This is a genomic window from Pedobacter frigiditerrae (genome assembly GCF_032678705.1).
GTDB lineage: Bacteria > Bacteroidota > Bacteroidia > Sphingobacteriales > Sphingobacteriaceae > Pedobacter > Pedobacter frigiditerrae_A.
Genome location: NZ_JAVTSS010000002.1, coordinates 551,267 through 575,599, shown reverse-complemented (window position 1 = coordinate 575,599; position 24,333 = coordinate 551,267). Strand labels below are relative to the sequence as shown.

23 protein-coding genes are annotated in these 24,333 nt (G+C 35.0%); 14 read left to right on the top strand and 9 right to left on the bottom strand.

The window, feature by feature from the left end; translation table 11 throughout:
• Positions 1-26: 26 nt before the first annotated feature.
• The 5 genes from R2Q59_RS13120 to R2Q59_RS13100 all read left to right on the top strand — a co-directional run bounded on the left by R2Q59_RS13120 (position 27) and on the right by R2Q59_RS13100 (position 5,791).
• Positions 27-1,973 (top strand): sensor histidine kinase, encoded by a 1,947-nt coding sequence (locus tag R2Q59_RS13120; protein ID WP_316769672.1) that lies wholly within the window; start codon positions 27-29, stop codon positions 1,971-1,973.
• A gap of 9 nt (positions 1,974-1,982) precedes the next feature.
• Positions 1,983-2,618 (top strand): response regulator transcription factor, encoded by a 636-nt coding sequence (locus R2Q59_RS13115; RefSeq protein ID WP_316785812.1) that lies wholly within the window; start codon positions 1,983-1,985, stop codon positions 2,616-2,618.
• 98 nt (positions 2,619-2,716) lie between these two features.
• On the top strand, positions 2,717-3,184 hold the full coding sequence (locus R2Q59_RS13110) for a DUF6252 family protein (protein WP_316785811.1): 468 nt from the start codon (positions 2,717-2,719) through the stop codon (positions 3,182-3,184).
• A 44-nt stretch (positions 3,185-3,228) separates the two neighbouring features.
• The gene (locus R2Q59_RS13105; RefSeq protein ID WP_316769665.1) at positions 3,229-3,447 is read left to right on the top strand and encodes a response regulator transcription factor; all 219 of its coding nucleotides are present in this window, start codon (positions 3,229-3,231) and stop codon (positions 3,445-3,447) included.
• Between the two features lie 106 nt (positions 3,448-3,553).
• Entirely contained in the window at positions 3,554-5,791 is a 2,238-nt protein-coding gene (locus R2Q59_RS13100) for a carboxy terminal-processing peptidase (RefSeq protein ID WP_316785810.1), read from the top strand.
• Positions 5,792-5,947: 156 nt separating this feature from the next.
• Here the strand turns inward: R2Q59_RS13100 and R2Q59_RS13095 are convergent, their stop codons facing one another.
• Positions 5,948-6,880, bottom strand: a complete 933-nt coding sequence (locus tag R2Q59_RS13095) for an SPFH domain-containing protein (RefSeq protein ID WP_316785809.1) — start codon at positions 6,878-6,880, stop codon at positions 5,948-5,950.
• Positions 6,881-7,068: 188 nt separating this feature from the next.
• On the opposite strand from R2Q59_RS13095, the gene R2Q59_RS13090 reads away from it, so the two are divergent.
• A complete protein-coding gene (locus R2Q59_RS13090; protein WP_316785808.1) occupies positions 7,069-7,254 on the top strand; it encodes a hypothetical protein in 186 nt (61 codons plus the stop codon).
• Here R2Q59_RS13090 and R2Q59_RS13085 read toward each other — a convergent pair whose 3' ends face one another.
• Together R2Q59_RS13085 and R2Q59_RS13080 are read right to left on the bottom strand one after the other, a co-directional pair.
• Positions 7,255-8,352, bottom strand: coding sequence for a CapA family protein (locus R2Q59_RS13085; RefSeq protein WP_316785807.1), 1,098 nt, complete (start codon positions 8,350-8,352; stop codon positions 7,255-7,257).
• Positions 8,353-8,431: 79 nt separating this feature from the next.
• Entirely contained in the window at positions 8,432-8,980 is a 549-nt protein-coding gene (locus tag R2Q59_RS13080; protein ID WP_131551362.1) for a C40 family peptidase, read from the bottom strand.
• Positions 8,981-9,443: 463 nt separating this feature from the next.
• On the opposite strand from R2Q59_RS13080, the gene pdhA reads away from it, so the two are divergent.
• The 4 genes from pdhA to hisS all read left to right on the top strand — a co-directional run bounded on the left by pdhA (position 9,444) and on the right by hisS (position 15,347).
• Complete coding sequence (gene pdhA / locus R2Q59_RS13075) at positions 9,444-10,439, top strand: pyruvate dehydrogenase (acetyl-transferring) E1 component subunit alpha (RefSeq protein ID WP_131551361.1); 996 nt, start codon at positions 9,444-9,446, stop codon at positions 10,437-10,439.
• 29 nt (positions 10,440-10,468) lie between these two features.
• Positions 10,469-12,127 (top strand): 2-oxo acid dehydrogenase subunit E2, encoded by a 1,659-nt coding sequence (locus R2Q59_RS13070; RefSeq protein ID WP_316785806.1) that lies wholly within the window; start codon positions 10,469-10,471, stop codon positions 12,125-12,127.
• Between the two features lie 285 nt (positions 12,128-12,412).
• The gene (locus R2Q59_RS13065; protein WP_316785805.1) at positions 12,413-13,576 is read left to right on the top strand and encodes a DUF418 domain-containing protein; all 1,164 of its coding nucleotides are present in this window, start codon (positions 12,413-12,415) and stop codon (positions 13,574-13,576) included.
• Between the two features lie 370 nt (positions 13,577-13,946).
• Positions 13,947-15,347, top strand: a complete 1,401-nt coding sequence (hisS, locus tag R2Q59_RS13060) for a histidine--tRNA ligase (RefSeq protein WP_316785804.1) — start codon at positions 13,947-13,949, stop codon at positions 15,345-15,347.
• Positions 15,348-15,866: 519 nt separating this feature from the next.
• Here the strand turns inward: hisS and R2Q59_RS13055 are convergent.
• Together R2Q59_RS13055 and R2Q59_RS13050 are read right to left on the bottom strand one after the other, a co-directional pair.
• Positions 15,867-16,337, bottom strand: a complete 471-nt coding sequence (locus R2Q59_RS13055; protein ID WP_316785803.1) for a nuclear transport factor 2 family protein — start codon at positions 16,335-16,337, stop codon at positions 15,867-15,869.
• A gap of 33 nt (positions 16,338-16,370) precedes the next feature.
• Positions 16,371-16,763, bottom strand: coding sequence for a response regulator (locus tag R2Q59_RS13050; protein WP_316769651.1), 393 nt, complete (start codon positions 16,761-16,763; stop codon positions 16,371-16,373).
• A 154-nt stretch (positions 16,764-16,917) separates the two neighbouring features.
• On the opposite strand from R2Q59_RS13050, the gene R2Q59_RS13045 reads away from it, so the two are divergent.
• From R2Q59_RS13045 to R2Q59_RS13035, 3 genes are all read left to right on the top strand, one after another.
• A complete protein-coding gene (locus R2Q59_RS13045; RefSeq protein ID WP_316785802.1) occupies positions 16,918-17,334 on the top strand; it encodes an OsmC family protein in 417 nt (138 codons plus the stop codon).
• 130 nt (positions 17,335-17,464) lie between these two features.
• Complete coding sequence (locus R2Q59_RS13040) at positions 17,465-18,775, top strand: DUF3887 domain-containing protein (RefSeq protein ID WP_316785801.1); 1,311 nt, start codon at positions 17,465-17,467, stop codon at positions 18,773-18,775.
• A gap of 127 nt (positions 18,776-18,902) precedes the next feature.
• The gene (locus R2Q59_RS13035; protein ID WP_131551353.1) at positions 18,903-19,349 is read left to right on the top strand and encodes a KTSC domain-containing protein; all 447 of its coding nucleotides are present in this window, start codon (positions 18,903-18,905) and stop codon (positions 19,347-19,349) included.
• A 178-nt stretch (positions 19,350-19,527) separates the two neighbouring features.
• On the opposite strand, the gene R2Q59_RS13030 is transcribed toward R2Q59_RS13035, so the two are convergent.
• Both R2Q59_RS13030 and R2Q59_RS13025 read right to left on the bottom strand, forming a co-directional pair.
• The gene (locus tag R2Q59_RS13030; RefSeq protein WP_316785800.1) at positions 19,528-20,346 is read right to left on the bottom strand and encodes an NAD(P)H-binding protein; all 819 of its coding nucleotides are present in this window, start codon (positions 20,344-20,346) and stop codon (positions 19,528-19,530) included.
• A gap of 55 nt (positions 20,347-20,401) precedes the next feature.
• Positions 20,402-20,920 (bottom strand): DUF2911 domain-containing protein, encoded by a 519-nt coding sequence (locus R2Q59_RS13025; protein ID WP_316785799.1) that lies wholly within the window; start codon positions 20,918-20,920, stop codon positions 20,402-20,404.
• Positions 20,921-21,089: 169 nt separating this feature from the next.
• On the opposite strand from R2Q59_RS13025, the gene R2Q59_RS13020 reads away from it, so the two are divergent.
• Entirely contained in the window at positions 21,090-21,935 is an 846-nt protein-coding gene (locus R2Q59_RS13020) for a DUF2911 domain-containing protein (RefSeq protein ID WP_316785798.1), read from the top strand.
• A 95-nt stretch (positions 21,936-22,030) separates the two neighbouring features.
• On the opposite strand, the gene R2Q59_RS13015 is transcribed toward R2Q59_RS13020, so the two are convergent.
• Positions 22,031-22,450 carry a hypothetical protein gene (locus tag R2Q59_RS13015; RefSeq protein WP_316785797.1) on the bottom strand — a complete coding sequence of 140 codons (420 nt, stop codon included), beginning with the start codon at positions 22,448-22,450 and terminating at the stop codon, positions 22,031-22,033.
• Positions 22,451-22,545: 95 nt separating this feature from the next.
• On the bottom strand, positions 22,546-24,231 hold the full coding sequence (locus R2Q59_RS13010; RefSeq protein ID WP_316785796.1) for a sodium:solute symporter: 1,686 nt from the start codon (positions 24,229-24,231) through the stop codon (positions 22,546-22,548).
• Between the last annotated feature and the right edge of the window lie 102 nt (positions 24,232-24,333).

Below are 24,333 nucleotides of genomic sequence, written 5' to 3'. Positions count from 1 at the left end.
TACATTTGATTGCTTAATCATCCTTAATGAAATTTGCGCTCACTCTCTTATTGTTTTGCTTTACAATGCCTTATCAAGTAGGTGCTCAAAATCAAAAGGTTTTGGATAGCTTGGAAAACGTGTATCGTTCATCAAATGATGATAAACATAAACTTAAAATTTCTGGAGATTTATGCTGGAGTTATGGCAGTACTAATTTTGATAAAGCTCTTTTTTATGGTAAGGCAGAGTTGCAATTAGCAGAGAAATTGAAAGATAGTGCCTCAATAGCATTGGCCTATAGTGATATCGGCAATACCTATACAAGGGTTAACAACTTAAAAGAAGCTTTAGCTTATCATTTAAAATCGTATAATTTAAGAGAGAAATTAGGCTTAAAAGCAAAAGCGGCGGGCTCAATTTCAAATATTGCAATTATATATAAGCAAATGGGCAATTTTAAAGATGCCTTGGATTATATGCACCGTTCTCTTAAAATTTATGAGGCAGCTAATGATGAATTAAGACAAGCCTTAGTTTTAAGCAATATTGGTAATGTTTACATGAATTATGAAAAATATAGCGCAGCCAAAGAAAGCTATGATCGTGTAATTATTTTGGCAAAAAAGAACAATTCAAGTTCATCATTAGCTAGTGCTTATTCTGGACTAATGAAATACTATTTTCAGTTAAAGCAATATGATAAGGCTTTGCAAAACGGTTTATTGGCAGCAAGGTATTTAAAACAGCTTGATATGAAAGCAGATTTAGCAGCGGTAGAGAATACAATTGGACAGGTTTATTTCGAAAAGGGTAAATATGTTGAGGCAATGAAATATTATAGCAATTCATTAGAGTTTAGATTGTTTATGAAAGATAAATTGGGAATCGCTTCTTGCTATAAAAACATAGGTGCTTGTTATGCAGAGCTGAAAGATTTTCCAACAGCAGAGCAGTACGTAAATCAAAGTATTGTACTTTTTAAAGAATTAAACTCTAAAGATTATTTACGGGAAGCCTACGATATATTAGGAGATATTTATGAAGCAAAACAAGACTACATTACATCATTAAAGTTCTTTAAGGAAAGTGCTGCAATGAAAGATAGCATTTACAACAAACAGTCTACAGACAAAATAAATGAATTGCAAATTGCTTATCAAACCGAGAAGAAAATGCAGCAAATCGTGTTGCTTAACCAAGAAAATAAAATACAGAAATTAGTTTTATTTAAGAGGAATATATTTTTAGGGGTTGCTTTGGCTGCATTAGTTATCACTATTTTGTTAGGGTTTTTGCTATATAACAGCATAAAATTAAAACAAGCGGCAAGATTGCAAGCGGAAGTAATCAAGCAACAAGATATGGCAACTAAAGCGGTCCTTAATGCTGAAGAAAATGAAAGAAAACGAATTTCTGGTGAATTACATGATGGTCTCGGTCAAATGTTTTCAGCTGTAAAAATGAACCTTTCAGCACTAACAGAAGATTTGAGCTTTAAAAATGCACAAAGTGAGAAAATGTTTAGTAAGACTTTAAATCTAATAGATGAAAGTTGTAAAGAAGTAAGATCAATCTCGCACCAGATGGCGCCAAATGTTTTGTTAAAATCAGGGTTGGCGACAGCAATTAGAGATTTTATCAGTAAAATAGATTCGAGGAAATTGAAAATCAAACTTGAAACATTTGGGCTTCAAGAAAGATTGGACAAGAGCATAGAAACTGTTTTATACAGAGTGATACAAGAGACAGTTAATAATGTCATTAAACATGCTGGTGCAAACTCACTAGATATTCAATTAACCAAAGATGAAGAAGGAATTAATGCAATGATAGAGGATAATGGAAAGGGGTTTGATATTACACAGCTTGAGAAGTTTGAAGGCATTGGTTTAAAAAACATTAGGAGCAGGGTTGAATATCTGAAAGGAACTGTTGATTTCTCTTCTTCTCCTGGTTCTGGTACGCTTGTGGCAATCTATATTCCTTTATAAATTAATAAAATGGAAAAAACGTTCTTAACAAATTTGTTCATTGTAGACGATCATCAATTAGTTGTTGATGGTTTACGCTCATTGCTTAACAATGAAGAAAAATATTCCATTGTTGGCTGTAGTAACCAACCTAAGGAAGTATTAACAATGCTAGATGAACTGAAAGTTAACATTCTTTTAACCGATATCAATATGCCAGAAATGTCTGGTGTTGAGCTGACAAGAAATGTGAAGAAGAAATATCCAAATATTAAGGTTCTAGCTTTATCAATGTTTGGAGAAAGGCAAGTAATTAAGGAGATGATCGATGCAGGTATTTCGGGATATATCCTAAAAAATACAGGAAAACAAGAATTGTTAGAAGCATTGGATAAACTATCTAATGGTCAAACTTTTTATGGAGAAGAAGTAACAAAAGAATTAATGAAATCTTTTAAAAATGATGAAGGAGGATCTCATTTAACAAATAGAGAGGTTGAAATTATTCGCTTAATTGAGTGTGAACATAGCAATAAAAAAATTGCTGACATGCTGTTTATTAGTGAGCGTACAGTAGAAACTCACCGAAAGAATATATTTAGAAAAACAGGAACGCAAAGTATAGTAGGATTGTTAAAATATGCCTATGAACATAAGATAATCTAACCTTCTACCTGCTGTTGGGTAGATGAATATACCCTAGCTAAGGTATTGTAAGATGAGGTGCTTTTTTCAACATTTGTTTAGATAAAAGAAAAATCAAAATGAAAAAAATCACGACTATTTTATTGGCATTCACAATTTTAACTGCTGTATTTGTTTCTTGTAAAAAGGATGACGAAACGGTAAAAGCAACTGGCTCTGCAAGTGCACAATTAACAGTGGCAAGTGCTTCGGCAACTACTTGGACAGCAACATCGGCAACTGCTGTAAAAACTGGAACTAGTTATACGATTACAGCTCCAGGGCCAAATAGTACAAATCTTGTTATTAAAGTGGATAATGTTTCTGCTATTGGAACATTTACTTTAACAACAGCCACAAGAGCAGCGACTTTTACAACTGGAGGTAAAACTTATGCCACAACAAACAATGGAGGTGGCAATGTAATTATTACGGCAATTAGTGCAGATAAAATTGAGGGCACTTTTTTATGTGAAATGTTTGATGCTACTACGGCAGGTGCGTTGTACTGCAGCTTGGGGTCTGGGAAATTCTCAGCAACTTTTTAAATGAATTAAATTAATTAACAATCTCAAACCAAAACGCTATGGATATGAAAACAAGTACTAAAGTAATTGATATTTTAAGCAGGCGTGAGGTAGAGATCATCAAGCTTATTACTCAGGAGTTTAGTAACGAAGATATTGCTGCTCATTTAGCGATAAGCAAGCGTACAGTAGAAACCCACCGTAAAAATATATTTAAAAAAACAAAGGTGAAAAGCATTGTGGGCCTAGTTATGTTGGCTATTAAAAATAAGCTGGTTTCTTAATCGTATTAGTAACTTTACAAAATTTACAAAAAAGATACAGACTAAATCTGTATCTTTTTTGTTTATTTAAAAAAATGGTATCATATTGGATGATGATTTTGTAAGAATGAATTTTAAACAAGTAAAAGAGATGTTGAGAAGAGTATTGATGATTACGTTTACTGCCGCAGCGTTGGCATGTAGCGCTTCGCCAAAGGCCCAAAAAGTGGTTGATGGTGTTCAAAATATAAAACCAGATGATCAACAAAGTTTGGTTATTAGACAAGTTGTTTCTTTAATCGAAAACTATAATTATAAGAAGATTCCCCTTAATGACTCTATCTCATCTATTATTTTAGACAGGTACATTAAGGCTTTGGATCCTTCTAGATATTATTTTTTGGAAAGTGATATTAAAGAATTTGATAAAAGTAGAACCACATTAGATGACGATTTTAGGATTGGAGATTTAAGTGTTCCGTTTTACATTTTTAATGTTTACTTAAAAAGATATAATGAACGTGTAGACTATTCTATTTCTCAAATTAAAAACAAGTTTGATTTTAATCAGAATGACACTTACGTTTATGATAGAGAGAAAATGCCTTGGGTTACTTCTACAGCTGCCTTAGATAATATTTGGAAAAGTAGGGTTAAATACGAATTAGTGAACTTGAAAATTGCAGGAACTGATCAGACAAAAAATATAGAGACTTTAACTAAACGTTACCAAAGTTTAAAAACTCAAGCTGCTAAATTTAATAATCAAGATGTGTTCCAGATTATAATGGATTCTTTTACAGAAGCCATTGATCCACACACCAATTACTTCAATCCAAGAAATGCTGAAGTATTTAACCAAGAGATGTCTCGTTCTTTGGAAGGTATTGGAGCTACATTACAGTTAGATAATGAGGTAACTAAAATTGTAAATGTTATTCCTGGCGGACCAGCTTTTAAGAGCAAACAAATTAATGCTGGAGATAGAATTGTTGCTGTTGCTCAAGGGGTAAATGGAGAATTTGAAGATATAGTGGGTTGGAGAATTGATAATTCAGTTTCGAAAATTAAAGGTCCTAAAGGAACTACAGTAAGATTAAAAATTATCCCTGTTGGACAAGAGCTTTCTTCTAAACCGGTAATTATTACACTGGTTAGGGATAAAGTTATCTTGGCAGACCAATCTGCGAAAAAGACAGTAAAAACTATCCAATCTGATGGCAAACCGTATAAGATAGGAATAATTGATGTTCCAGCTTTTTATGCAGATTTTAAAGCCTATAATGCGGGTGATAAAAATTATAAAAGCACAACTCGTGATGTTCGTTTATTAATAGATACCCTAAAAAACATTGATAAGGTTGATGCTATTGTAATGGATTTAAGAGCTAACGGCGGTGGTTCATTAGTTGAAGCTATTGACCTAACAGGATTGTTTATAGACAATGGTCCAGTAGTGCAGGTTAAAGATATTAGAGGGAATGTAAATGTTGATGAAGACAAAGATGCTGGCTTAGCATGGAGTGGTCCTTTCGGTGTAATGATTGATCGTTTAAGTGCCTCAGCTTCTGAAATTTTTGCTGGTGCTATACAAGATTACGGTCGTGGTATTATCATGGGGACACAAACTTATGGTAAAGGAACTGTACAATCTACTATCGATTTAAATAGGATTGTAGAACCATCTATTTTACAAAAAATGATGTCTGTTTTAGCCGCTAACAAAACCAAAGTACAAGATACTAAAGTAACAATAAAGGATGGTAAACCAGTTCCTGCAAGCTCGGTGATAGTTGATAAAGATGGTGTGCCTCAATTAGGTCAAATCAACTTAACAATGGGCAAGTTTTACCGTGTAAATGGTAACAGTACACAACACAAAGGCGTAATACCAGATTTTAATTTCCCATCTATTTATCCATTAGATAAAATTGGGGAAGATACCGAGCCTTCGGCCTTGCCATTTGATATCATTAAATCATCAAACTACAATAAGGTTGCCGATTTAAGTGGCGTAAAAGCTAGCTTGATGAAATTACACGAGCAAAGAATGGCCAGTTCTTTAGATTATAAAGTGTTGCAACAAGATATCTTAGATTCTAAGAAACGTGATAATGAAACTGCAATTACTTTAAATGAAGCAAAGCTTAAAGCAGAGCGTGATGCTTTGGAAACGAAAGCATTAACTAGGTTAAATCAATTACGAGCTTCGAGAGGGTTAGCTCCACTTAAAAAAGGTGATAAAACCACTAAGGAAGACAACTTTGATTTTATACAAGATGAAAGTTTAAGAATTATGGTTGATTTGATGAAATTAACTGAAAGCACAAAGCTGACTAGTAACACATCAACATTTAATAAATAGAAATTATTAATGCATAAAAAAGTCCGGGCAAATTGTCCGGACTTTTTTTTAAATCTCAATGCCGTCACTCTGAATTTTTCAGAAGCTCCTATTGATTTTTTCTTCAAGAGAGCTACGCTGTTTATTTCAGGGTCTTTCTAACATTCCGAAATGTTTTTATTTCTTACTACTATTATTTTTCTCCATCTGCATAGACATCATTTCTTTCATTGTCTTGTTCATGCCTTCAGTACTTCCATCTAAGAAAATCACGTTTCCATCACTATTCTCAGCAAAATGTTTAATCGATTCTGTCCACATAGTGAATAAGATTACTGAAATATCAAGGTTTGCTTGTTCCATTTCTTGAGCAGCTTTAGTCATACCATGAGCTACCTCTGCACGGAATAAAGCGATACCTTGTCCACGTAATTGAGCAGCTTCACGCTCTGCTGCGGCAGCAATTTTTATGGCGTTACCATCAGCCTCTGCGCCTTTAGTTTTGGTAATTAATAAAGCCTGACCTTCATTTTCAGCTGCTGCTTTTAAATTATTAGAAGCAACAACTCTACTCATCGAACGCATAATTTCTTCATCAAAAGTAATATCATTCAATTGCAAATCTTGTAAATGATAACCCCAACTTTCTAAAACTTGGTCAATTTGATGTTTTACATGCTCTACAATCTCATTTCTTTGTGCCAATACGTTAGCCTGCTTTTGTGTAGCAACATAAGCTCTAATTGAACCTTCAATGGTACGAATTAAAGCTTGCATCAAGTTATTTGCATCAACAAATTTAAAGGCCACATTTTTAATGGTTTCTTCATCATGGTTTAATACCGAATAAAGTAACATGGCCTTAAAATATACATTGGCTTGGTCATGTGTTACTGCCTGGAACGAAAGTTCAACAGAACGATTTTGGATTGAAATTCTAGAGTGAATAACTTCTATTAGCGGAATTTTTAAGCTTAAACCTGGTCTAAGTTGTCTGCGGTATTTGCCAAAAATGGTTATTACTGCTATTGTACCTTGTTTAACGGTTACAAACGAGCTAAATAGAACTATCAGCCCGAAAAAAAGCAAAATGTATGGAATGTACATCATAGGTGTTTGGTTTTAATTATATATCAATATTACTATTAATTGTGATGAATAATAAATAATTATTTAGGCAAAATAAAAACGATGAACATAGCTGAATTTTGCGACTTAAAGTTTTAAACACAGCTTACTATTAAGGTTGCCAAACAAAAAGTATAATTCGCTGTTATATTCCTGTAAAATCTAAAACTATGAATGTAAAACGAATTTTTGGAACAATCTTAACCATATTAGGTATAGTAGGATTAATATATGCTGGTTGGGGTTTTGTACAGCAATCAGCTGGCACTCGCGGATTAGTGGTAGCTGCTATTATAGGCGTAATTTTCTTTGTTTCAGGGATTAGCCTAGTTAGGAATACAAAGGACGAAGCTTAACTATTTTAAACTTATCCTGCCATTACCTTCAAACTTTAACTGATTTTCGGGAATATCGAGGTTGGTTAAAGTTTCTATTTTTTTGAAAGCAGCAAAGCTTTCATCAATCGTTAGTCGATTAATTTTATCCTGTTTAACAGAAATAATATCCGCATAAAGGAAATCGCCTTTGGCATTTATTTTTAGTTGTAATAGAGGTGCAATACCATTTGGGCCTTTTAAACCAAACATTCCGTAAGTACAAAAATTGCCTAAACTATACGCGATGAATTTGTTTTTATAAACTTCCATTGCCCTGGTAACATGTGGGCCGTGGCCTAGAACTACATCTGCTCCTGCATCTATCACACCATGTGAAAAGGCATAAACGTTACCTCGGTTCTCTTTGTAAAACACTTCCGTTTTACGTGTAATGTGTTCAAATTTAGCGCCTTCTCCGCCACCGTGAAAAGATACGATGACTATATCAACTTGCTTTTTAAGCTCGGAAACCAACATTTTAGCACTATCGATATTTTTGATAGAAACAGTGTTGTCATTTGGTGCAAAAGCACAGAAAGCATATTTTACACTATCTTTTTCAAAAATGGCAAAGGGCTTAGATTGTAATCCTGCATATTCAATTTGTAGGGAATCTAATATAGAAGTAGTTTTTTTCCTTCCTTTTAAACCAAAATCGCCGATGTGATTATTAGCAACGCTCAATACATTAAAGCCAGCGTTTTTGTAAATGCCTGCATATCTTTCGGGCATTCTAAATGCAAAACAACTGGTGCTATTTGGGTCACTGCATTTGGTTGATTTCCCTTTGTCTAAAAAACAGCCTTCCAAATTCCCAAAAACGATATCGCCTTTTAAAAATTCCTCAACAGCTACAAAGCTATTAACAGCGTCATCTGGCGGAAGATTAACTTTGCTTGGATAAGCAGAGCCCAACATCATATCGCCAACAGCAACAATGCTAATCGTATCTTTTAGTTTCCTAATTGGAGTATCCAGCTTTGTTTGGTTAACAAATGCAACACTTTTATTTTGGCAACTTATTAAAAGATAAGCTACAACCACAGTTAAGAAAGCAATGCTGAGTATTTTCTTCATTTTATTTTAATAAAAAATCCCTCCCGATTTATCGGAAAGGATTATATGTTTTTGTGTTAACTGAAAACCGTTAACTTATTTATTCTTCTACAAAATCTTTTTTATCACCGTCAAGGATTCTTCCACCCTTGTAAAAATAACGGCTGTAATAAAGGTCGTTTAAGCTACTTATTTTAACCCCGCCAGAACTTGAGTGTGCAAAACGGTTGTCGCCTAAATAAACACCTACGTGAGAAATACTACGGCTTTTAATTTTAAAGAAAACCAAATCTCCTTCTTTTAACTCGTCTTTAGACACAGGGTCTACCATGCTAAAAATATCACGAGAATTACGTAAAATGGTTGTGTTAAAAACTTTCTCGTAAATGGTTTTTGCGAAGGCAGAACAATCAATTCCTTTTTTAGTGTTACCACCAAAACGGTAAGGAGTTCCAATCCACTCGTAAATAAACTTGTATAATTTTAAGTTAGCGGTTGCGTCTACAGCAACACCCATAACTTGAGAAAAATATTGTGAAGCTAAATTATCAGGGTCTTCAACGTTTGTTTCTTTAGTCTTCTTTTGGGCAAAAACAGCCGAGAAGCTGCAAAGAACGATTAAAGTAGAGAACAAAAACTTTTTTATCATGTTATACTGTTAAGTTTGGGTTAGATAATACTTACACTTAAACGTACACCACTACGGGCTTATTGTCAGGTCACAAAAGTATGTGATTTACAAATGTTATCCAAATGTTTTAACTTAATTGTAAAAGTTGTTAACATTTAAACTCAAAATCGGAGTAATTGTATTATTATTTTGGCTAAGAAATTCAACTTAATTTCTAAAAAAATCTCATTCTATTGCTGTTAGGGTAAACAAAATTTAATTTCTTCATTATTTTCTAAGGATGCTAAAATTTATTGCAGATTGTTAAAAGAAAAAAATATTAATAACGTGTTAAAGACGATTACAAGTTTAATTATAATAACAAATTAGAATTTGGCGAGTTGATATTGATTTAACAAGGATATTTTTACACTAAATCATATCATAAATTGCATAAAAAAAATTAGATTTGCTCTCGTAAAATAAAAATCAATACCTCAACATGAGTGCAGTAGAAATAAATAAGGATACCTATTTGAAGTGGTTTGAGTCGATGTTGCTAATGCGCAAATTCGAAGAAAAAACTGGGCAGTTATATGGACAGCAGAAAATTCGTGGATTTTGTCACTTATACATAGGACAGGAAGCGGTTGTTGCAGGTGCAATATCAGCTATGCAAAAAGGTGATTCGATGATTACAACTTATCGTGATCATGCACACGCCTTAGCTTTAGGTGTAAGTGCAAATAGCATCATGGCCGAAATGTATGGTAAAATTACAGGTTGCTCTAAAGGTAAAGGTGGTTCAATGCACATTTTCAGCAAAGAGCACAACTTTTATGGCGGTCATGGTATTGTTGGTGGTCAGATTCCTTTGGGTGCAGGTATTGCATTTGCAGAAAAATACAAAGGAACTGATAATGTAAATATCTGTTATATGGGCGATGGAGCTGTAAGACAAGGTGCTTTAAATGAGACCTTCAATATGGCGATGTTATGGAAATTACCAGTAATTTTTGTTTGTGAAAACAACGGTTATGCAATGGGAACTTCTGTAGAACGTACCACTAACATGAGCGATATCTATAAGATTGGTTTAGGTTTCGATATGCCATGTGCACCTGTTGATGGAATGGACCCAATTGCTGTACACAATGCAATGGATGAAGCAATTCAACGTGCTCGTAAAGGTGAAGGACCAACTTTCTTAGAAATGAGAACTTATCGTTATCGCGGTCACTCTATGTCTGACCCTGCTAAATACAGAACTAAAGACGAGTTAGAAACTTATAAAGCTAAAGACCCAATTGAGCAAGTTAGAGAAGTTATCTTGAAAGAGAAATATGCTGATGAAGCTTGGATTACTTCAATTGAAGAAAAAGTAAAAGAGATTGTTGATGAGTCAGTGAAATTTGCTGAAGAATCTCCATTCCCAGATGCATCTGAACTTTATAAAGATGTTTATGTGCAAACTGACTATCCTTACCAAGAAATTTAATCAAAACGCATTTCAATAGATATATATAAATGGCTGATATAGTAAAAATGCCCAAAATGAGCGATACCATGACCGAAGGGGTAATGGCGAAGTGGCATAAAAAAGTGGGCGATAAAGTTAAAAGCGGTGATGTTTTAGCCGAAGTAGAGACTGATAAAGCTACGATGGATTTAGAATCTTACTGGGATGGAACGTTATTATTTGTTGGCGTTGAAGAAGGTAAAGCTGTTCCAGTTGACGCTGTAATTGCCGTTATCGGTAAAGAAGGCGAAGATTACAAAGCTGCTTTGGAGGCTGAGTCGGGAAGTCAGAAGTCGGAAAGTCCGAAAGAAGAAGCGCCAAAAGAAGAAGCAAAAACTGAATCTCCTGCTCAAGGTGGTGGCTTAAGCGAAGAAGAATTGAGCAAAAAAGGTGTAACGGTAATCCGCATGCCTTTATTAAGTGATACAATGACTGAAGGCGTTATCGCCGAATGGCATAAAAAAGTTGGTGATAAAGTTAAAGACGATGACATTTTAGCTGACGTAGAAACCGATAAGGCAACTATGGAAGTGATGGGTTATGCTACTGGAACTTTATTGCACGTTGGTGTTAACAAAGGTGAGGCCGCAAAAGTAAACGGCATCATTGCTATTGTTGGTCCAGAAGGAACAGATATTTCTTCTATTTTAGCAAATGGTGATGCACCTGCAAAACCTACTGCTGATAAAAGCGCTGATGCTCCTGTAAAAGAAGCTAAAACTGAAGCTGCTCCAGCTCAAGAAGAAGCTCCTGCAACAACAAATTCAAATGGTGGTCGCATCATTGCATCGCCTTTGGCTAAGAAAATTGCAAAAGATAAAGGAATTGATTTAGCACAAGTTGCTGGTAGTGCAGAAGGTGGTCGTATCATTAAAAAGGATATCGAGAACTATAAACCTGCTGCAGCACCTGCAAAAACTGATGCTCCTGCAAGTTCTGAAAAACCTGCTGCTGCGGCTCCGGTAATTCCAACTTATGTTGGCGAAGTTAAATTTACTGAACAACCTGTTTCGCAAATGCGTAAAGTAATTGCAAAACGTTTGGCAGAAAGTTTATTTACAGCTCCACACTTTTACTTAACTGTAAGTATTGATATGGATGGCGCAATGGCTGCTCGTACAGCAATTAACGCAGTTGCTCCAGTTAAGGTTTCATTTAATGATATTGTAATCAAAGCGGTTGCTATTGCATTGAAAAAACACCCTGCTGTTAACTCTTCATGGGGTGGCGACAAAATTCGTTTCAACGAGCATACTAACATTGGTGTTGCTATGGCTGTTGAAGATGGTTTATTAGTGCCAGTTGTGCGTTTTGCAGATGGTAAATCTTTATCTCACATTTCTGCGGAAGTAAAAGATTTTGGCGCTAAAGCAAAAGCTAAGAAACTACAGCCAGCAGATTGGGAAGGAAGTACTTTCACAGTTTCTAATTTAGGTATGTTTGGTATTGATGAGTTTACATCAATCATCAACTCTCCTGATGGGGCAATCTTGTCTGTAGGTGCTATCCAAGCAGTTCCTGTAGTTAAAAATGGTGCTGTTGTTCCAGGTAACGTTATGAAATTAACTTTAGGTTGCGATCACCGTGTGGTTGATGGTGCAACCGGAGCACAATTCTTACAAACCTTAAAAGGACTACTAGAAGAGCCAATTAGATTATTAGCATAGTTAATTCCCCTCCCGTGGAGGGGTGCCTGAAAGGCGGGGTGGCTTATTGCTACTCTTATATTTTTATTAAAAGCTTCCCGATTTATCGGGAAGCTTTTTTGCTTTTTAATAACGTGGGCCAAAAATTTAAAAATTGACCCACGTTTTTTTATATGGACAAAAAACCACAAAGTTGGCCCACGTATATCTTAATAAAACTACCTCAAAAGGGAAGCTTTTTTGCTTTCTACTGGTTATCAATTTCTTAAAAATAATATATCTTTAGTTAAAAAATCAACTCTCAAAATGGTAACATCCCTAAATCAACCCATTCAACAAAACCAAAGAACTATAATTGTAGATGTATTGAGAGGTTGGGCGCTTTTAGGTGTTGTTTTAATGAACTATTTTGATTTTTTCACCCTAGGTAGAAATTGGGAAAGCTTTAAACCAGATACATTAACAAATGTGCTAATGTATATCACCAATATCTTTTTCTCCGCAAAATCTTGGACTTTATTAAGCCTATTGTTTGGTTATGGCTTCGCTGTTTTAATGGATAACGTTAAGGAAAAAGGACATAATCCCTATGGGTTTTTCGCAGGGCGGATGTTCTGGCTTTTGGTTTTAGCATTTATAAACAGTGCCTTATTCTTTGGCGATATCTTAAAAGACTATGCAGTAATGGGACTTTTATTGTTGATATTTTACCGTAGTTCTGCTAAAACCACCTTTATTACAAGCGTAGTTTTACTATTAGCCGTACCACCAATTGCTGCATTTGTGGGCGCTTTAAAAGATACCTCGTGGGATGAGGTTGTTAAATTATTTCCCCTCTATCAAAGTCGCAATTTACTTGACGTGCTAACTTTTGGTTTAAAGGCAACCTACTTTGGCGAAATGATTTTGAAAGGCTATTTGTACACCGTTCATTTGGTCATGTTCTGCTGTATGTTATGGGGTTTCACTTTATATAAAATTAATTTTTTCGGAAAGCTAACAAACAATAAAAAATATATTGTGCGTGCCTTCTGGATATCATTGGGCATTGTTGTTTTTTTAAATGTATTCTTTTTAGCTTATGCTAACCAGAAATGGGTGTTTTTAAAACATTTTAAATTAAGGTATTATATGGTGCTAAGTTCCATGATATGTATTGGAAGTGGTATTTGTTGGTTATTTATAGCTGGCAAATTGAAAACACTTTTTGAGCACTTCGCCATAATGGGTAAAATGACGTTGACAAATTACATGACCCAAAACTTAATAGGGTTGCTAGTTTTCTCTGGCTTTGGATTAGGGATTTGGAATACCAAGCCACTTTGGTTTTACTTGTTGTTAGCTTTGGTAGTTTATATTTTGCAGATTTTTGTTAGCAAATGGTGGTTATCAAAATACAATTATGGACCAGTTGAATGGATTTGGCGACAGTTAAGCTATAGGAAGAAATTACCGTTGAGAAATGTTTAAGATTTGAAAAGCAAAAGCAGCGAATTTATTAAAGGATAGTCCCGCTTTTTGTTTCAATCTTTTTTGTCCTTCGACTCCCGAAGAAGTCGGGACAGGTCCGCTCAGGATGACAAAAAGATTTCCACGCCAATCGGGTTTAGTTTACGCAGGTCTGTGCAACTATGAGCGGTTTTCTTGCACAAACTTAAGTTAATTAGCCCTGACAGGAGCGAGCACGAATCCCGAATTTTCGGGAGAGTAAAGCGGATGGCAGGACTGACATTGTGATTTGCAATAATTTGCGCTTCAAATAAATTTTCAACAGTTAAGCTTCTCCAACCTTCCGCCTTTAAACCTTTTACCTTTCAGCATAAATAAGTATTTTTGCGCCATGTCTATTACCAAGCCAAGTTTACCAAAAGGAACAAGAGATTTTTCGCCCCAAGAAATGGTGAAACGTAATTATATTTTTGATACTATTAAAACGGTTTTCAAGAAGTATGGTTATGCCGAAATACAAACACCAAGTATGGAAAACTTGCAAACCTTAACTGGTAAATATGGTGATGAAGGTGATAAACTGATTTTTAAAGTTTTAAACAGTGGAGATTATTTGAAAGAAGCTGAAAGAAGAAAGACTAAAGACCAAAGCTTTGAGTACAATGCTAAAAATCTGTTGACTCTAATTTCTGAAAAAGCACTTCGCTACGATTTAACTGTTCCGTTTGCTCGTTACGTGGTGATGCACCAAAGCGAGATTTCATTTCCTTTCAAGCGTTTCCAAGTGCAGCCAGTTTGGAGAGCAGACAGGCCTCAAAAAGGCCGTTACAGAGAGTTTTATCAATGTGATGCAGATGTAGTTGGTTCACCATCTTTATTAAATGAGGCAGAATTTATTTTAATTTATCACGAAGCTTTAACCAACTTAGGCTTAAAGGATTTTAATATTAAAATCAATAACCGTAAAATACTTTCTGGTATAGCCGAAATTATAGGTAAACCAGAATTGATTGTCGACATGACAGTTGCCATTGATAAACTAGATAAAATTGGTTTTGAAGGCGTAACTAAAGAATTGATTGAGCGTGGATTTACCAACGAAGACATTCAAAAATTGGAGCCTGTAATCATGTTGAAAGGTTCTAATGATGAAAAGTTGGAAAGTTTGAAAAACGTTCTAGCTAATTCAGAGATTGGCTTAAAGGGTGTAGCAGAAATCGAAAGAGTTTTTGATTATGTTGCTAAGCTTACATCTTCCATTTCACATCTTACATCTTCCATTGAGCTAGATATCACTCTGGCTCGTGGCTTAAACTATTACACAGGCTGTATTTTTGAGGTTAAAACAAATGAAGTTGCCATGGGAAGTATTGGTGGTGGCGGTCGTTATGATGATTTAACAGGAATGTTCGGATTGAAAGATTTAACAGGTGTTGGAATTTCTTTTGGTGCTGATAGAATTTACGACGTTTTAGAGGAGTTGAATTTATTTCCTGCTTCTGCAGCACAAGGTACAAAAGTGTTGATTAGTAATTTTGATGAAGCAGCAGAGTTGTATGCATTGCCAATTTTGCAACAATTAAGAACAGCAAATATATCAGCAGAATTATATCCATCATCTGCAAAGCTGAAAAAGCAAATGAGTTATGCAGATGATAAGAACATTCCTTTTGTGATTTTAATTGGTGGAGATGAAATTGAAAGTGGTTTGTTAACCTTAAAGAATATGCATAGTGGCAACCAGCAAAAATTGGATATTACAACGATAATAACGCAGCTTAAGCAAGCTTAATATTATTAAATGTCATTTGTCCTACTCCTGCGTAGAAGGAATCTATTATGATTAAAAAATAGATTCTTCGCTCCCGAAGAAGTCCTATCGTGTGGACACAAATATTGGTTTATTTTTTTGCCTCTATGCCGGCAGGCATCAAACTTTTGAAGCATCAAAAGTATGCAAAAATGCTTGTCAATCCCGCTAGGTGCCTTTTCACGGGCCCTTGCTCATCAAAAAAACAGGGGCACTTTGTTTTGTTCGTAACTGATAAATGAAAGTCAGTAAAAGAATGAGCACAAAACCACTGCGTTTGAGGTTTGTTAGTGCTGGTTTTTCTATTGTGCTACTGTTTTTTTGATTGGGCTGGCACTGGGGATTGACGGTCGTGCTTGGCTAGAGGCACCAGTATTATGAACGGAACCTTGCATAGTCCAAAAAGCAATGAGCAAAAAAGATGTCTCCACACGATAGGAAGAAGTCGGGACAGGTGCGCTACCGATGTGAAATCGGTACACGTCTGAATGACAAAAACTCTTAGACTTTCGCTTTCATAAACCCATCCAGATTTTTCATTGCCTGAGCGGTAACTTTCTTTCTCAAAAATGTTGTCCAACCTAAAAGGAAACCTTTGATTCCTAAAGCTTGTGTAGACCAAGTGTGGAAATCGAAAGTATCTGTATGTTTAACAATTTTTCCGTTTTCAATTTCAAAACGGGCATCAATATTATTAACTACTTTTTTGCCTGTGGCAGAGAAGGTATAGTACGCATCCCAATGTGCTTTTACATTATTCCCATCGGAAGAGATATTGCTAAATTCAATCCTTAAATCTTTTCCTTTTAAAATTAACATTTCCCACATTGCTTTTACTTGCTCGGAATTGAGGTTTTTAAAAACAGCATCATTAAAGGTTGCATTATCTGCATAACAAGCTTGCATTGCCTTGTAGTCCTTATTATTAAAACTGGTATAAAAATTATGGATAAGTTGTTCGTTATCTGTCATCACATCTGGTTTTGCATAAATGTATGCAAAAATTTAGAAGTTCTTTCCAGCAAGAATACCTTCGATTTTATCTAACAAATCATCAATGTCAAAAGGCTTTGCTAAAAATCCATTAGGCTTGTGTGCTGTGTTTTGTTGAATGGTTTCTGAAGTATATTTGGCAGAAATCATTAAAACAGGAATGTTTGCGGTTTTTTCATTGGAACGTAGTTGTCCTAACAATTCGCGACCATCACCATCGGGTAACATGATATCTAAAATCATTAAGTCGGGCTTGAAATCATCAATATGTTTCATCATATCAACACTTTTATTTAAGCCAGCAACTTTATATGCTTCGCTCTGCAATATCAAGGTAATTACGTCTAAAATAGCGTGATTATCTTCGATAACTAAAATGTTTTTAAACTTGGATTTATTTGCCAAAGGGATAATTTTTGTAACACAAATATATTTAATGTAATGATAATCTGTGTAAAAAATATTTATGTTGTTAAAGCTGTAAATTTATTGTCAGATATAGAGTTTTGCTAAACAATTTTGTCTTATTTTACATTAGTAATTAAAAAACAATTTTAACATGAAAAGAAATGCAACTGCCGTTTGGAATGGCACCGGAAAAGATGGAAAAGGAACATTGACCACACAAAGTGGAACATTAAGTAATACACAATATTCTTTCAAAAGTCGTTTTGAAGAAGGTGTGGGTACAAACCCTGAAGAGTTAATTGCTGCAGCACACTCGGGTTGCTTTACCATGAAGTTAAGCTTTAATATCTCTGCAGAAAATATTTCTCCAGAAGATATTACAACTAAAGCAACAGTAGATTTGAATCCTGAAAAAGGTGAAATTGTAGGTATTCATTTAGAAGTTAAAGTAAAGGCAGAAGGTTTATCAAAAGAGAAATTTGATGAATTAGTAGCAGATGCAAAAGCGAATTGCCCAATCTCTAAATTAATGAATGCGCCAATTACCATCGAAGCGGAGTTGTTATAAACGATAATCCTAATAGTTAAACGCCAATCACTCAAAATGATTGGCGTTTTTTATTTCACAATTTTTAACACTAAAGCGGTTTAAATAATATTAACTTTGATTCTCATCTTATGCGATGATTATAAATTTTATGAAGAAAGCCTTTTTAGTAATTGCCCTGCTTTTAGTTAGCACCGTTGGATTTTCACAAAACGTAATTAGCCTATTTAACAAAACGAATTCGTTTTTCATTTATATGGCTGAAGCAAAATACGATACTGCACATCTATTTTTTGATGAAGCTGAAAAGGCAAAAATTACACCAGATAACTTAAAAAAGCTTTGGGATAATATTACAACCAACTTAGGCAAGCCAGAAGTTTTAGATGCTATCTCAAGTAAAGTTCAGGGAGATTTTTACGCTGTTACTGTAGAGGGAAAATTTGAAAAAGCAGAGCAAAATTTTGTTTTAATGTTTAACAAAGGAGAGAAAATAGTAGGCTTATTTATGCCTCCAAAAGCTGCAGTGTATACAAAACCTGCTTATGCAGACACTGCTTTGTACACCGAAAAATCTGTCTATTTGCAAACTCCAGGGCACCAATTAGCAGCAATAATAACTACGCCGAAAAATAGGACAAACTTCCCAGTTGTGGTATTGGTTCATGGTTCTGGTCCTGGTGATATGGATGAAACAGTTGGGCCAAATAAGCCATTTAAGGATATTGCAACAGGCTTGGCTTCAAAAGGTATAGCAAGCATACGTTACGTAAAAAGGACTTTAGTATACGCTGGTGAATTTAATAAAGCTTTTACAGTTAAAGAAGAAGTAACCGATGATGCACTTGCTGCAATTGCAATGGCTAAAACTATAACAGGAGCAGATCCAAAGAGTATTTATGTTTTAGGACATAGTTTGGGCGGAATGTTAGCGCCACGTTTAGCAACACTTGCTCCTAGCTTAAAGGGAATTATTTTAGCTGCTGCACCAGCTAGGAAATTGGGTGATATTATTATAGACCAAAACAAATATATTGTTGAGCTTGCAAAAGATACAACCAAAGCAACACAGGTAAAATTAGCTGAGGCTATTAATGAAATTGGAGCTGCTAAATTGGTGAAGTTGGCGCCAAATATGAAACCTGATTCGGTTATCTTAGGTTTACCTGCTGCTTATTGGGTTGATTTAAATGTTTATGACCAGGTTGCTACAGCGAAAAAATTAAAACAACGCATTTTGGTTTTCCAAGGCGGAAATGATTTTCAAGTAGCCACAGCAGATTATGATATTTGGAATGCTGCCTTGGGCAAGTCGGCAAATGCAAAAGTGAAACTTTATCCAGAGTTAAACCATTTGTTAAGTCCGCAAACAGAAAAAGCATATACACAACAATATCAAGTTCCAGTAAACGTATCTGAGCAATTGATTAGCGATATTGCACTTTGGATAAGTGGTAAATAACTATTAGTTAACCTTCTATTAGAATTCTACTTATTTAATTGTACCTTTGCACAAAAATTGTTTCCCTGTGGTTTGCGTTTTAATTATTTGCAATCGTTTCATAAACAATAACATATAAAATAAGTTTATGAAGAAGGTTGGAGATTACAGAAAGACATTAGGCGTTACTAAAGCTACAGAGCTAAAAGAAATCAAGAGTATTTACAGGGGCTTGATGAAAGATTGGCATCCTGATAAGTTCAGTTCAGATGCTGAAAAGCACTTAGAAGCTGAAGAAAAAAGCAAGGAAATTATTGAGGCTTATAACTTTTTGTTAAGCATTGCGCCAGAAACTTTGGAGCACGCTAAAGATGAGTATATCCAAACTACAACTACATCTAACATTCAAGATTTTCAGTTTAAAGATGCAATTTTACGTATCGATTTCTTCGACGGTAGTGCTTACGAATATTTTGATGTGCCAAGAGCAATGTACATCAAATTGGTAAATGCTGATTCTCCAGGAAGATTTGCAAGAAGACACATTTTTAATGCATTTCCTTATCGTAACGTAGCAAAATTAGCTACAGCGTAAATATAGGTTCATTAGTTCAATGGTTCAATAGTTCATTGGACCAACCCTGCGTTTATAATATTAAAATCAAAAAAGATGTCATCCTGAGCGTAGCCGAAGGAATCTTTTTTGATTTTATTAGTTAACAGGTCTTCGACTCCCGAAGAAGTCGGGACAGGTTCGCTCAGACTGACAGAACTTAATGTTTAATCTCAGCATACTCCATCCAATTTTCAATCTTAAATTGGTAAGCTAAAAACCTAGCTACATTTTTACTTTCTACCTGCTTCCAGTCTAATAGCTCGTCTATAAATTCCGGCTTTTCGAAACCACTGGACAAACAAGCTTTAGTATAAAACTCTTCTCTAGAAGGATGGCTTGGCGTCACGCCATGGTAAATATTGCCAAAAGCTTTTTGCTCAATAATTGCTTTTGTGATGCCTATGCAATCATCTAAATGAATTAAATTGATTGGTGCTAAGCCATTGGCGATATCAGTTTTACCTGCAAAATATTTGGCTAAATTTCTTTCTGGCCCAATTAATCCCGCAAAGCGGATAATGGTTGTTGTTAAAGCTTGATTTTCTTTTAGAACTTTCTCTGCAGCTAATAATACTTCTCCTGCGGTTGTATTTGGTTCTGGAATGGTTTCATCATCAACTATAAAATTCCCATTTTGGAAAATACCAGTAGAGCTAATGAAAATGATTTGTTTAACATTCGCTTTTTCAGCAGCTAATGCGATGTTTTTAATCTTGTTTGGATAATCTGCCTGCACATTTCTTTTTGGAGGAATGCTAATGATTAAAACATCGCAGTTAAAGAAAGATTCATCGTAATTGACAGACTCCCCATTAAAATTTATAAGGTAAGGTTTTATATTAAGCTTTTTGAAGGTTTCTAGCTTCTCTTCGCTAGTGGTAGAACCATTAACATGATATCCATCAGCAACGAGCGCTTTTGCCATCGCTAATCCATACCAGCCACATCCTAAAATACTTATTGATTTGTTTTTCATCTATAAAAAAGCCCCGTAGGATTTAACCAACGAGGCTTGCTTAAGTTTTTTAATATTATTTAACAGCTACTGGAACTGAAACTTTATCCCATTCTAAGGCAAAACCTTTTTTCTCGATTTTGTAAACCAATCTTTCTTGAGTTTCTTTTAAAGCTTTTACTTTTACATCAACTCTTAATTGGTCTTTTGCTGCTTCGTACTTATAAGCTCCCCATTGTTTTGGTTCCTTGTTAAAAATAGCAGTCCAAGTACCACTTTCTTTTGGGATTAAAAAGAAGCTATATTTTCCAGCTGGCAAAGTTTTTCCCTCTACCTTAATGTCTTTATCCGTTTCAAAAGTAGTTGCATCATTTGCACCAGCACGCCAAACTACTTCATATTTTTCTAATCCACCCCAAATGGTACGACCTTTTACTGCAGGGCTACTGTAGTTGATAGTAATTGTTGCATCACCAATTTTTCCTGTAGCTGTAGCCGCAGGACTTGCTGGAGCTTTTTTTTCTTGTGCAAATGCACTTACTGAAATTGTAGCTACAAATAATAAAGTAGCGATTGATTTGATTGTCTTTTTCATTAGAATATAGGTTTTAATTATTATTTGGTTAACAGAATCTGATTGCTATAAATCTAAGCTTTTAGCTTTAGAAATTTCTATTTGCTTATATTTCTTTACATTCAGTTAGCGATTTGATGTTTAAATTTTTATTGTTGTAAATTTAGACCGAAAAATAAAATCAAACAAAATGAAATTTACGACCAAAACAATGCTATTGCTTTTAGTTGCTTTAGGCATAAACAATAGCCTAAGTGCGCAAGTAAAGCTACCTGCACCAAGTAGTACACAAACCATTATCCAAGAGTTTGGATTAGGAAAAATTACTTTAACCTATGCTAGACCAAGCGTTAAAGGGCGTAAAATATTTGGCGGAATGGAGCCAATGGACAAGGTTTGGAGAACAGGTGCAAATGCTGCTACCATTATTACTTTTACTGATGCGGTTAAAATAGAAGGTCAAGATTTGCCAGCGGGCGAATATGGTTTGTTCTCTATTCCTAATGCTAGCGAATGGACGGTTATTTTTAGTAAAACTGCTAAACAATGGGGCGCTTACACTTACGATCAAAAAGATGATGTGCTGCGTGTTAAAGTGAAAACCAATGTGTTAAAAGATAAAGTAGAAACGTTAACGATACAATTTGCAAACGTAACAGAGAGTAAAGCTCAATTGCAATTAACGTGGGAGAATATGTCTTTTGCTGTAAACATAACAACGGATGTTGATGCAAAAGCAATGGCAAATATTGCAGAAGCAATGAAAGGCGAGAAAAAACCTTATATGCAATCGGCGATTTATTATTTTACCAATGGGAAGGATTTAAAAACTGCTTTAGGTTGGATGGTAGAAGCTGATAAAGCTGAGCCAAAAATGCCATGGACCAAATTATGGCTAGGCAAAATGCAGTTAAAATCTGGAGATAAAGCTGGAGCTGCTGAAAGTGCTAAAGCGGGTATTGCCTTGGCAACTACAATGAAAAATGATGAATACATCAGATTAAACACTCAACTATTGGCAGAGACAAAGAAATAGTCTTGAGTCGTTAGTCTAAAGTCTTGAGTTATTTTATATTAAGCCGCTTCAACTTTGTTGGGGCGGTTTTTTGATATAATGAAATCAATTCTAACCTATTCTATTGTCTTCTGTATGCTAGGATATGAGGTTTTGACTTCTAAGTAAGATTCGTAAAAATGTTTTTCTCCATTTATTGAAGGAGTTGGGAATAATATGCTGGTCAGATAATACGATTCTTCATCAAAATCAATTTTATAATAATAGAAATCATTACAGATGTTAAGCCACCATGAACCTAAATAGAATGGGGGATTGGCTTTATGGAAGGAAAATCTTTTGATGTCAGTGAATTTCTTTTCTAGCTGTTTACCATCTTTTGAAATTGAAATGGTTTTTTGATGATAGTCGATTTCTATATGCTGATAGTTGGTTGCTTTGAGGTACTGTAAAAACAAGTTTAGCTGCGGAAAACAAAACAAGAACCAAATAAAAATGAAGATTAAAGTGGCTATGTTCCCTTTTTGCGATTCCATAAATATTGCAGTGACTAAAACAGGAATCAGAAAACATGAAAATAATATTACCCATTTCAGACTAAATATCTTGCCTTTAGTAGAGACTTTGTAAATCATTTTTTAAAACTAATCAATTGAATTATGTAAGCAAAAAACACCACCAATAAACAGCCAATTACATTTAGCCATAAATAAGCAACCCATTCGTTAAAACCAATAATACATACTAAAGCTTCTGTTAAAATGGCGGCATAAAAAACGGCTTTGCCACCTACATTTTTAATGTAGAAAGCAACTATAAAAACACCTAAAATTGTACCATAAATAAAGGAACCTAAAATATTAACCGCTTCTAACAAGTTGCCGATTTTGCTGGTAAATAAAGCCATCACAATACAAACTGCACCCCAAATTAAAGTTGCCCAACGGGAAGCTTTCACATATTGTTTATCGGTTGCTTCTTTGTTAACTAGTCTTTTGTAAATGTCTACCACACTTGTAGATGCTAAGGAGTTTAAGGCGCTTGCAGTAGAACCCATCGATGCTAAAAAGATAATGGCGATAAGTAAACCAATTAGTCCCTTTGGTAAATATTGCGTAACGAAGCTTAGAAAGACATAATTATTATCGTTTGTGCTTGCTTTTGCATCATTCTTTAACATCAACTCTGTTAAGCTTTTGCGAATGGTTTTGGTCTCTTCATCGGCTTTTTTAACGGCAGTTCTTTGCTGATTAATTAAGGTTTCATCTTTTGCTTCAAGCGCTTTATCAAGTTTAATTACTTCTTGTTGTTTGCTTTCGAATGCTGAATTATAATCGGCTTTTATTTTATTCAGCTCTGCTTTATACGGACTTGCCTCTAATTTGTTTAGCTCGTAACTATTAAAAAAGATAGGCGCTTTATTGTATTGGTAAAAGGTAAAAACCAAAACGCCGATTAACAAAATCAAGAATTGCATTGGTATTTTAACCAAGCCATTCATCAATAAGCCCAGTCTACTTTGACTAACAGATGAACCTGTTAAATACCTTCCAACCTGACTTTGGTCGGTACCGAAATAAGAAAGCTGCAAGAAAAACCCACCTATTAGTCCGCTCCAAACGGTGTAAGGATTATTCCAATCGAAACTAAAATCTATCACGTTGGTTCTTCCCATTTTTCCAGCAATGCTGATGGCTTTTGTAAAACCAACATCTCCTGGTAAGAGATGAACAACCATGATTCCGGCAGCAAAAAGACCGCAAAAAATAATACTCATTTGTAAAAGCTGGGTATATGAAACAGCTTTTGTTCCGCCATAAACGGTGTAGAACACCACTAAGCTGCCAATAAATAAAGTGGTGTAAGTGGTATCGATATTTAAGATGGTAGATAGAATAATCGATGGTGCATAAATGGTTATTCCAGTTGATAATCCACGTTGGATTAAAAATAAAAATGCAGTTAAAGCCCTCGTATTTAAATCGAATCGTTGCTCTAAATATTCGTAAGCGGTATAAACTTTTAATCGATGAAATATGGGTACGAAGGTGATGCACAGTACAATCATCGCCAATGGCAAGCCAAAGTAGAACTGAACGAAACTCATGCCAGATGTATAAGCTAAACCCGGCGCCGAAAGAAAGGTGATGGCGCTTGCCTGAGTGGCCATTACGGAAAGGCAAACCGTATACCATGGCAAACTTTGGTTGCCCAGTAAATAGGCTTGCATACTTTGCGCACCACGACTTTTATAAACGCCGTAGCCAACGATAGCTAATATCGTGGTGAATAAAACGGCCCAATCTATATAGCTCATTCGAAATATTTAGTAAAGGCGTAAAACAAAGCGATAAGCAAAATGAGCCAAAAGCCTAATAAAAAGTAAAACTGTTTCCAGGTTTTTACAAATGGGGGTAAA